The sequence below is a fragment of the Ancylobacter vacuolatus genome (assembly GCF_030813595.1).
In the GTDB taxonomy this organism is placed as follows: Bacteria; Pseudomonadota; Alphaproteobacteria; order Rhizobiales; family Xanthobacteraceae; genus Ancylobacter; species Ancylobacter vacuolatus.
Map to the genome: position 1 here is coordinate 1 of NZ_JAUSUH010000021.1, position 6,464 is coordinate 6,464.

Below are 6,464 nucleotides of genomic sequence, written 5' to 3' on the forward strand. Positions count from 1 at the left end.
TTGCTCGCCTTCATCGTCTCCGCTCCTCCCAGCCAAGGGATTTTGGCGCGAAAAACTCCAGCTTCAAACGGTCCAGTTTTCGGGGATCAGATCACAGACCGCGAGCCTTCTTTGGCTACCACCGTGTCGTAGAGTCCGTAATGCGTAAGCCCCTGATGACTCTCGATGCCGGTATAGCTTAGCGAGGCATCTTCGTATCGGCGGAAGGCGAACACCGCCTGGTTCATCTGTTCCGTGTTGAACACCTTGAGACGCACAAGCAAGTGGAAATCCTTTACCGTCAGGCCAGTGACAGCCGCAAACAAATCTGGCTCCAACTTTGTGATCACGTCCTGCAGTGCGTTCTCGCGAAAATCTGTCAAGTACATGAATGCCGGGATGCGCGTTGCAAACTTGATAAGCTTTTCTTGCACGAGCTTTCGCTTAGATTTATATTCCCTTTCCTCATCGGTGAGTTCCTTCTTCTCCTTTTCCGTCAGATCTCCCGACTTGGCCTTGTTCTTGAGCTCTTTGACCTTCTCACTCTTGTTGATGATGGTTTCGATGATTTTGTCGCCCAGTGCGCGCCAGCCTTCGATGCGTTCGACGGCTGCCATTGCTTCCGAGTTATCCATGATGCGGCGCAGTGTGTCGTTGTCCACGTTCACCAGGAGCGCGCTCTCCCACTTGCGGGCAAGCAGCGTGGCCGAAGTGCCCGCCATTGCGATATCGAGAATGCCACCGGCATCAATCTGCGTCATGTTGGCGCCGTCGTAGGCCAGCACTGGCAGAAACGACACCAAATCCCTCACCGCGTTTTCTGGATTTGGCTCGTTCGGTGATAGGCCGATGCCGTATTCGGAAAGCTGCCGAAGGGCGCGCGTCGGCGCGAAGTCGAATACGAAACAGGCAGGCTTGAGGACTTCCTCTTCGTTCGGGTTGTCGCCATTCGGGTTCTTGATGGCCCAAGGCGACTGCACGCGAAACGCCGCTTGGAAATACGTCTCGGGCGACTTCAAGTTGCGCAGCATCAGGATAGAAGACCACTGCGCCACGGTCACGCCGGTGGTCAGCTTGCCGCAGGACAGCGTTATGGTTTTGGTTTCGAAGCCGCTGCCGATCGCTTTGCGCACAGGCGGAAGCGCATCAAGGCCAATCCCAGCGGACGCACCGGCCGCAACCACGACTTCGTACTCATGCCAGAATGTGTTGTGCTTCTCTGCCAACAGGCTGGCCATTGCATAGCATGCTGCCACATTTGGCAAAAACCAGAACGAGTGTTGCAGGTAGGGCAACAGGCGCACATCGGAGTACGGGAACGGTGGCCGGGTGCCGGTCTTGAGGCTTTCAACAGCCCTCGGCGCGTACTGACCACGGATGATGTCCAGCCATTTTTGCACATCGTTCTTGTGCTTGAACTTCGCACCCTGACCTGTCCCGGTAGCAGAAAAGAACTCGTTCAGATCGAACTCATCGAACTCGCCCGAACTGGCAACCGCGACCAACTCGTCGGGCATCTGGTAGGTCAACAGCCGCATCTGCGGCAACGCGCCATAGGGGTTCCACTTGTCTGGATTTCGCGTGGCGAATTCGGCCTTGGCGCGCTGTTCATCGGTATAGGTCCAATTGAAGATCTGCTCTTCAATGAACTCGCCCGTTGCCAGCGCCTTGAATGGCGTGCCCGAGAGATAGAGATAGGCTTTGGTAGTGATGGGAAGGAAGTCTGTTTCCTTCTGCGATAGGACATTTAAGTCCTCGTTCATATCGTCCAGTCCGGCAGCGTATTCGAGCTTGGCTTCCCGTTTGGCGACCGCCTCTTCCTCGCCTTCGAACAGTTCCTTAGCCGTCTCGCGCCACGCACCGAAGTGGTACTCATCGAACACCACTAGGTCCCAATTGACCTGATGCAGCCATTCGTTTCGAGCCTTGATGTTTCCGGCTGGACCTCGGCCCAGCAAGTCCTGGAAAGAACCGAAATAGACAACCGGCTTCTTGGCGTCGATCTGCGTCGGATCGCTGCCAGAGGATCGTGATAGATATTGCCAACCGTCAAAGTCCGCATGGCTTTCGAGATCGGCCTGCCAGGCGTCTTCTACGGCGGGCTTGAAGGTCAAAACCAGCACGCGCTTGGCGCCCATTTCCTTCGCGAGCTGATAGGAGGTGAACGTCTTGCCGAAGCGCATTTTCGCGTTCCAAAGAAAACGCGGGACGGCATGCATGTCTTCGGCCCAGCGGGAATGGAAATAGGCTTGCGTGACGCGAACCGCTTCAGCCTGTTCGCGGCGCATTCCGAAGGTCTGGTGATGGTTGCCGCCGATCTTCTTGCCTGTCCGAAGTTCGGTGAGCACGGTTGCCACGTCGGCAACCGTGCAGCGCATCCATTCCAGTTCGCTCCGGACAAAGCCTTTGCGGGCCAGCGCGGCGCGCACCTCATGATCGGAAAAGATCGAGCCATCGTCACGCTCAGCGGGCTCGTCCAGTTCGATGCGGAAGTTCTTGATGGCCGCGGTGCGAAGCTGCTCAGCCACGCGGCTCTTCACGACACGCGTGGTTTGCCCAACCTTAAGGAGCCCGGCGTGCGCCTCGTCGGCGATAGCATAGGCGTAGATGCGTGGGCGCGCTTCCGGCTTCGGTGCGAGGATTTCGTCGATCGTCGGCTTATTCATCTTCGTAGGCGTCCACCGTGATGTCGCCCAGGAGATCGGTCTCCGATCCCATGGGACGGACAATCTTCTCGATGAAGGCAATCTCATCTTCGGACAGCCCATAGCGTGCGTAGAGGGCCGCATCGCTCCAGGTCCGCGTCCAGTCCTGGATAGGGACAAAAGTATAGACCTTCCGCGTCGTGTCCTGCGAAGGCTTGTGCAACAAGATAAGAAGGCGCGTCAAACGACAAGACAGGTATGTCAGAGCGCTTTTGGCTTCCTCTTTCGTGGCGAAAGGGCCAATGCATAAGTACGTTTCAGAAGATATCGTACCCGGTCCCGCGACGAACGGGGTGCTAATAATGCGATGAGGGTAGGTATCCCGATTGCCCGTTCCCGGTGCGGCGCGGCCAACAAAAATCTTCCAGGCATCAATCAGTCCGGTGCCTGCGGTGATGGAACTACGTGGCGTAAAACCAGTTCCCCCGTTCTGGTAGACCATCACGTCGGCCTCAGATTGCTTCTTCACCCGCCCCTTGAACTTGGTCTCAAGCCCGAACGGCTTTCGCGAGCTGACGAGCCGTTCAAAGCGTTGCGTTTCAGGCAGCGCCAAAACCTCGTTCTGCCCGGTTTCACGGGCCAAGACCTTACGGAGGATCGATACGCCTTCGTTGAAGCGGATGAAGATGTCGGCGCCATTCTCCAGAAGCGGCCTGGTGATCTCAGAAACCGCCCAGTCCTTGAAATGAGTTGCAACGCGGCACGGCCCGCGATTCTCCTTGTCCCAAAGGAAGTAGCAGACACCACCTTTCAAGCCAACGCCGGGGAATACGTCGGCAGCACTCAGGTAGTCGTGGATCGAACGCATTCTATCGTCCGACAACATCGACTCGCGGAAGTCATCGAGACCTTTTCCGCCTGCGAACCAGCGTGAAGGGATGACCATTGTTAGATATCTTGGCTCGAGCTTTTTCGCCTGTTCCACAAAGAGCTGGTAGATCGGCGCTGCGCTGGTGCCGTGACCGCCGTCGTCAAGTTGATAGGGCGGGTTTCCCATGATCACGTCGAAATGCATGTCGCCTCCAAACAGCTCGGCGATCCGAGACTTGATATCGTCGGTGTGGATGAACGCGTAGGCGTGGGTTTCAAGGCCCGCGCCGCGGTCTAGAGTTTCTTGGCTCGCGCCGCAGAATTTGCATTTCCCGGCAATCCATTTGTGTTCGGTGCGTTCGAACCAGATGTTTCCGCTGTCAGTGTTGAAGCTGCGGGCAACTGAGTGACTGCCATTTGCATGCTTTGAGCAATAGAGGCTACGCCGTGCCAGAAGGCTGGTGAGTCTGGTGATGCCGATCCCAAACACCTGCTGGGTGAGGATATGATCAACCCGGGCCTGCAGATCAGGGATCTCACTTGCGAGCCCTGCGGTCAGGCGGCTTGTAACCTCGCGCAGGAACACGCCCGACTTCGTGAAAGGGTCGAGAAACTTTACTGTCTTATCGGCCCAGATGTTGGCGCCGCCATGTCCTGCGGCCCAGGCATCGGCCAAAGTGTCCAACATGCGGTTCGCGAACTCGGGTGGAGTGAACACCTCGTCATTCGACAGGTTCGCGATGCAGGTCAACACATCGGGATTGCGGCCGCGCAATGTAAAGCTCACTTGCGCGTTCATGCGGCCTCCTTCGGGATGCCGTCATGGCCGGTGGCCAAATCGCTCACCGTCATCGTTGGCCAAGTCTTGATCGGGGTGAAGATCTCATGTTTGCCGAGATGAGCAAAGAGCGATCCCTCGGCGCTGAAAGCCGATGATCCCGTCAAGACATCAAGGCGGAAGTCGCGACGCTGGAACTTGCCTTTGCCGAGGTAACCCCATTCAGCGAAGAGTATCGGCTTGCCATCTTGAGCCCGCATTGTCAGCGCATCGCCGTGCACGAGATTTTGCGATAGGATGAAGAACGCAGCCCGATACACATCGTCGGTATCGTCGATGTTCAGATACTCTGCCAGAACATCAAGCATGTTCGCTCGGCATTCTGCGATATTGTCGGGTAGGAGTTCGATCCCATATGTGCACATCAGCCCGAGTAGGGCGTAGTGCCGCTTTTCGAATTCGGACTTACCAAATTTGATTTCGACCGCGGCGAGCTTCCGTTGAAGAACCCGGACCAGGAAGTTGCCACTGCCGCAGGCGGGCTCCAAAAAGCGCGCGTCAATGCGGTCGGCTTCGCCTTTGACGAGGTCCAGCATTGCGTCCACCAGCCAGCTCGGAGTGAAGACTTCCCCGTGGTCGGCAACGCGTTTCTTCGACTTAATTAGGCTCATTTGCGATACATGACAGGTTGCGTGCCTACGGTAAATATGAAAGTCGATCAACGGACTAGGTGGCTACGATACGGACTCATGCGAGCCGATCTTGCCCGGATGTGGGGCCTTCGGATTTTGGCGCCACCAGAACTCTACCGCAACCCAATCCGGTGGTGATCCGCCTCATCGGGCTGAGAGTTGCCAGCGCAGGGCGCCTCGCGTGGGGTGGAGTCCGATACCCTTCGACAGGCGACCAGCTGAGTTTTGTTCCTGGCGCGCCCCCAACCCTGCGCCTGCTTCACTACTCCTCGGCGAGCATGATGGTGAGGACGCGACGGGTGCGGGTTGGGTCGGCGGGATTTTCGCTGCCGAAGGTCAGGGTCGGATCGTAATAGTCGATCTTCCAGAAAATGCGGCCGGGGCCCTCCAGCTCGAGGGCGCAGAAGTCCCGCTCGCCATTGGGATCGTTGTCCGGCGTGAAGTCGTCATGGCGGCGGACGCAGGCGAGCACGGCGCGCAACTGCGCGGGCGGCAGGGCGCGGATTCCGGCAGTGAGCATGACGTCGCCGGTGGCGAGGTTCCGGCGCAGTTCGTCATTCAGCCTGGCGATGGTGGCGGCACCTTGCTGACGCGCGAGGCGAGCGCCTTCGACCTTTGGAAGTTCCGTGGGGAATGAAGGCGCGGCGCGCACTGTGGAATTCATATGATAGGGCTTGCGTAGCGCTTATAGGAATTATAGGATGCCTAAGATCGTGTAGGAGAGCACTTATGACTCACCCAGTTTCTCTGTCGGCGGCTACGTTCACTCGCTTGCAGGCTCTGGCAGTGCCTTTGGTCGACACCATCGAGACGGTGATTAATCGCGCTCTAGATGCGCTGGAGGCGACCAGCGCGGAGCCGGCGAAGACCCCAAACATGGGGGCTGAACTGTTCAACCCCGCTGGCCCGCCGAGCCTCTCTTACACGACGGTTAAGTCGGCAATGCTGGAAGGAAAGCGATTGCCGCCAGCGGCGACGTACTGGAATACGCTGATGTATGCCTGCATCCGGGCGGCAGCGGCCAAAGGAAAGACGGCCCAAGAGATCGTTGACCTTCTTCTCGTGCCAAGCGTTGTCGGCAAGAAGGAAGAAGGAGGTTTCCGGTTTATCGAGGAGGCCGGCTTATCCGTCCAGGGGCAGGACGCTAATGCAGCGTGGCGTGCGATCCACCGGCTGGCAACAGCTGTAGGACTCTCGGTCGACGTGACCTTCATCTGGCAGCAAAACCCTAAAGCCACTTCGCCGGGCAAGCTGGGGGCGTTCTCGCTTTAGGCGGCCGGAGCACCTTCTCGTGGGCCTGGACCCATCTCTTAGGAGTTACAGCCACGCGACGCGATGTCCCACCGCCCCTCATCCCTCAATACTCCTCGGCGAGCATGATGGTGAGGACGCGGCGGGTGCGGGTGGGGTCGGCGGGGTCTTCGCTGCCGAAGGTCAGGGTCGGGTCGCAATAGTCGATCTTCCAGAAAATGCGGCCGAGGCCATCCAGGGCGATAGCGC

At 58.0% G+C, this 6,464-nt stretch carries 6 protein-coding genes; 1 reads left to right on the plus strand and 5 read right to left on the minus strand.

Going from position 1 to position 6,464, the window contains the following annotated elements; genetic code table 11:
* Nucleotides 1-86: 86 nt before the first annotated feature.
* The 4 genes from J2S76_RS23045 to J2S76_RS23060 all read right to left on the minus strand — a co-directional run bounded on the left by J2S76_RS23045 (nucleotide 87) and on the right by J2S76_RS23060 (nucleotide 5,628).
* Nucleotides 87-2,645 carry a restriction endonuclease gene (locus tag J2S76_RS23045; protein WP_307064472.1) on the minus strand — a complete coding sequence of 853 codons (2,559 nt, stop codon included), beginning with the start codon at nucleotides 2,643-2,645 and terminating at the stop codon, nucleotides 87-89.
* On the minus strand, nucleotides 2,638-4,293 hold the full coding sequence (locus J2S76_RS23050) for an Eco57I restriction-modification methylase domain-containing protein (protein WP_307064474.1): 1,656 nt from the start codon (nucleotides 4,291-4,293) through the stop codon (nucleotides 2,638-2,640). Before J2S76_RS23050 ends, J2S76_RS23045 begins: the two co-directional genes overlap by 8 nt.
* Nucleotides 4,290-4,943: an N-6 DNA methylase gene (locus J2S76_RS23055; RefSeq protein ID WP_307064477.1), complete on the minus strand. Its 654-nt coding sequence runs from the start codon at nucleotides 4,941-4,943 to the stop codon at nucleotides 4,290-4,292. Before J2S76_RS23055 ends, J2S76_RS23050 begins: the two co-directional genes overlap by 4 nt.
* A 283-nt stretch (nucleotides 4,944-5,226) precedes the next feature.
* Nucleotides 5,227-5,628, minus strand: coding sequence for a DUF3768 domain-containing protein (locus J2S76_RS23060; RefSeq protein ID WP_307064479.1), 402 nt, complete (start codon nucleotides 5,626-5,628; stop codon nucleotides 5,227-5,229).
* Nucleotides 5,629-5,693: 65 nt separating this feature from the next.
* Here J2S76_RS23060 and J2S76_RS23065 point away from each other — a divergent pair, with 65 nt between their 5' ends.
* Nucleotides 5,694-6,236 carry a T4SS efffector SepA family protein gene (locus tag J2S76_RS23065; RefSeq protein ID WP_307064481.1) on the plus strand — a complete coding sequence of 181 codons (543 nt, stop codon included), beginning with the start codon at nucleotides 5,694-5,696 and terminating at the stop codon, nucleotides 6,234-6,236.
* Between the two features lie 85 nt (nucleotides 6,237-6,321).
* On the opposite strand, the gene J2S76_RS23070 is transcribed toward J2S76_RS23065, so the two are convergent.
* On the minus strand, nucleotides 6,322-6,459 hold the full coding sequence (locus J2S76_RS23070) for a DUF3768 domain-containing protein (protein WP_307064483.1): 138 nt from the start codon (nucleotides 6,457-6,459) through the stop codon (nucleotides 6,322-6,324).
* Nucleotides 6,460-6,464: the final 5 nt, after the last annotated feature.

What these genes read in the sequence shown, in the direction of transcription:
- J2S76_RS23060 (WP_307064479.1), bottom strand. Translation starts at nt 5,628, where the DNA reads ATGAATTCCACAGTGCGCGCCGCGCCTTCATTCCCCACGGAACTTCCA.
- J2S76_RS23055 (WP_307064477.1), bottom strand. Translation starts at nt 4,943, where the DNA reads ATGAGCCTAATTAAGTCGAAGAAACGCGTTGCCGACCACGGGGAAGTC.
- J2S76_RS23050 (WP_307064474.1), bottom strand. Translation starts at nt 4,293, where the DNA reads ATGAACGCGCAAGTGAGCTTTACATTGCGCGGCCGCAATCCCGATGTG.
- J2S76_RS23065 (WP_307064481.1), top strand. Translation starts at nt 5,694, where the DNA reads ATGACTCACCCAGTTTCTCTGTCGGCGGCTACGTTCACTCGCTTGCAG.
- J2S76_RS23045 (WP_307064472.1), bottom strand. Translation starts at nt 2,645, where the DNA reads ATGAATAAGCCGACGATCGACGAAATCCTCGCACCGAAGCCGGAAGCG.